The sequence below is a fragment of the Shinella sp. M31 genome, from assembly GCF_049199205.1.
Taxonomy (GTDB): Bacteria; Pseudomonadota; Alphaproteobacteria; order Rhizobiales; family Rhizobiaceae; genus Shinella.
In genome coordinates, this window is record NZ_JBLZPH010000062.1 from 1 (window position 1) to 1,716 (window position 1,716).

2 protein-coding genes and 2 tRNA genes are annotated in these 1,716 nt (G+C 60.4%); 1 reads left to right on the plus strand and 3 read right to left on the minus strand.

Features of this window, described 5'->3' with window-relative positions:
* The 3 genes from ACOZKU_RS09210 to ACOZKU_RS09220 all read right to left on the minus strand — a co-directional run.
* A partial coding sequence (locus ACOZKU_RS09210) for a GTP-binding protein (protein WP_421387882.1) occupies window positions 1–149 on the minus strand: 149 nt, incomplete at its 3' end.
* Between the two features lie 219 nt (window positions 150–368).
* Window positions 369–442 (minus strand) — tRNA-Gly (locus ACOZKU_RS09215).
* A gap of 27 nt (window positions 443–469) precedes the next feature.
* A tRNA-Tyr gene (locus tag ACOZKU_RS09220) sits at window positions 470–554 on the minus strand.
* Between the two features lie 259 nt (window positions 555–813).
* On the opposite strand from ACOZKU_RS09220, the gene rlmB reads away from it, so the two are divergent.
* Window positions 814–1,689, plus strand: coding sequence for a 23S rRNA (guanosine(2251)-2'-O)-methyltransferase RlmB (gene rlmB, locus ACOZKU_RS09225; protein ID WP_421578619.1), 876 nt, complete (start codon window positions 814–816; stop codon window positions 1,687–1,689).
* The last annotated feature ends 27 nt before the right edge of the window (window positions 1,690–1,716 follow it).

The window sequence follows — 1,716 nt, forward strand, 5'->3', positions numbered from 1 at the left end:
TCCGGAGCAGCGTCGATCTGGTCGTACGCCTTGAACTCGCCGAAGTACTTCGTGATCGCTGCCGTCAGCGACGTCTTGCCGTGGTCGACGTGGCCGATCGTGCCGATGTTTACGTGAGGCTTGTTGCGCTCAAACTTGCTCTTTGCCATCTCTTTATTTCCTACTGAACGAAAGTTGGGCTAACCGGCCCGTCCGGTTTGGCAGGCGTTTAAGGCTTTCGCAACGAATGCGCAAGCTTTAAATGCATGATGAAAACCGCCGGAAACGAGCTGAAGCAAGCCAGATGGACCATAGATCGGCACGCGGAATCGCTTTTTCAAGGCAAAGCCTTAGTGCGAAGCGCTGATTCTTTTTATGAAGGAAGCAAATGGAGCGGGTAGCGGGAATCGAACCCGCGTATTCAGCTTGGAAGGCTGCTGCTCTACCATTGAGCTATACCCGCGGGGAGGTCTTGATCCGCGCAACAGAATGGTGGAGGGAGTTGGATTTGAACCAACGTAGGCTGAGCCAACGGATTTACAGTCCGTCCCCTTTAACCACTCGGGCATCCCTCCATTATTCTGTCGGGATCAAGCGACCAGTTCGATCTGTCGGCAGCGCCTTGTCGGCGGCGCCTTCGATCTGGCGGCGTATATGACGGGCACAATTCATCCTGTCAACACGACGTCACGGAAAAAATTGAGAAAAATGTCGCCGCCGGCACCCGCCTGTGGATGGCCGCGATTTGCGCCCGGCGCGCTCCGTTTGAATTTTTCGCATGTCACTGACGCAAAACCGCTGCACACTTTTGCGCGACATGCTCTATAAGGCGCCATGACCAAAGACGATACCGGCGGCAAGTCCGCAAAAGACACCCATTACGCAAAACTGCGCCGGGCGCATCGCGACCAGAAGCGCGAACGCGGCGATATTCCGACGCCAAGGGACGACCGCCGCCGCAAGCCGGCCGAAGGCTGGAAGGCGCCGGCGCTCGCGCCCGACCAGGTCTATCTCTACGGCCTTCACACGGTGCGCGCGGCCCTCGACAATCCCGAGCGCAAGATCATCAAGCTTTCGGTGAGCCTCAACGCCGCCCAGCGGCTGGAACTGCCCGATTTGTCGACCCTACCCTACCCGGTAGAGACCGTACTACCGTCGGACCTCGACAAGGTGCTCGGCCCGGAAGCGATCCACCAGGGCGTGATGCTGGAGACGCGGCCGCTGCCCGTTCGCCGGCTCGAGGCGCTGAAGGACAGCCCGCTGCTGCTTGTGCTCGACCAGGTGACGGACCCGCACAATGTCGGCGCCATCATGCGCTCGGCCGTCGCCTTCAATGCTGGCGCCGTCATTACCACGCAGCGCCACTCGCCAACGGAATCGGGCGTGCTGGCCAAAACGGCCTCCGGCGCGCTGGAGCTGATCCCCTATATCCAGATCACCAATCTTTCGGATGCGCTGGAAGAACTGCACAAGCTGGGCTTCCTGACCATCGGCCTTGATTCGGAAGGCCCCGCCCCGCTGGAAGGCACGCTGTCCGGCCAGCGCATCGCGCTCGTTATGGGCTCCGAGGGCAAGGGCCTGCGCCAGAAGACGCGCGCCACCTGCAAGGCACTCGCCCGCCTTGACATGCCCGGCGCCATCAAGTCGCTGAATGTGTCGAATGCCGCGGCGATCGCGCTCTACGCCACGCAACGCCATCTCCTCGGCTGAAACACGCATCACATGAAAACACGAAGG

Bases quoted from the DNA above. Each gene is read 5' to 3' on its own strand.
- rlmB (WP_421578619.1), top strand. From the start codon at position 814: ATGACCAAAGACGATACCGGCGGCAAGTCCGCAAAAGACACCCATTAC.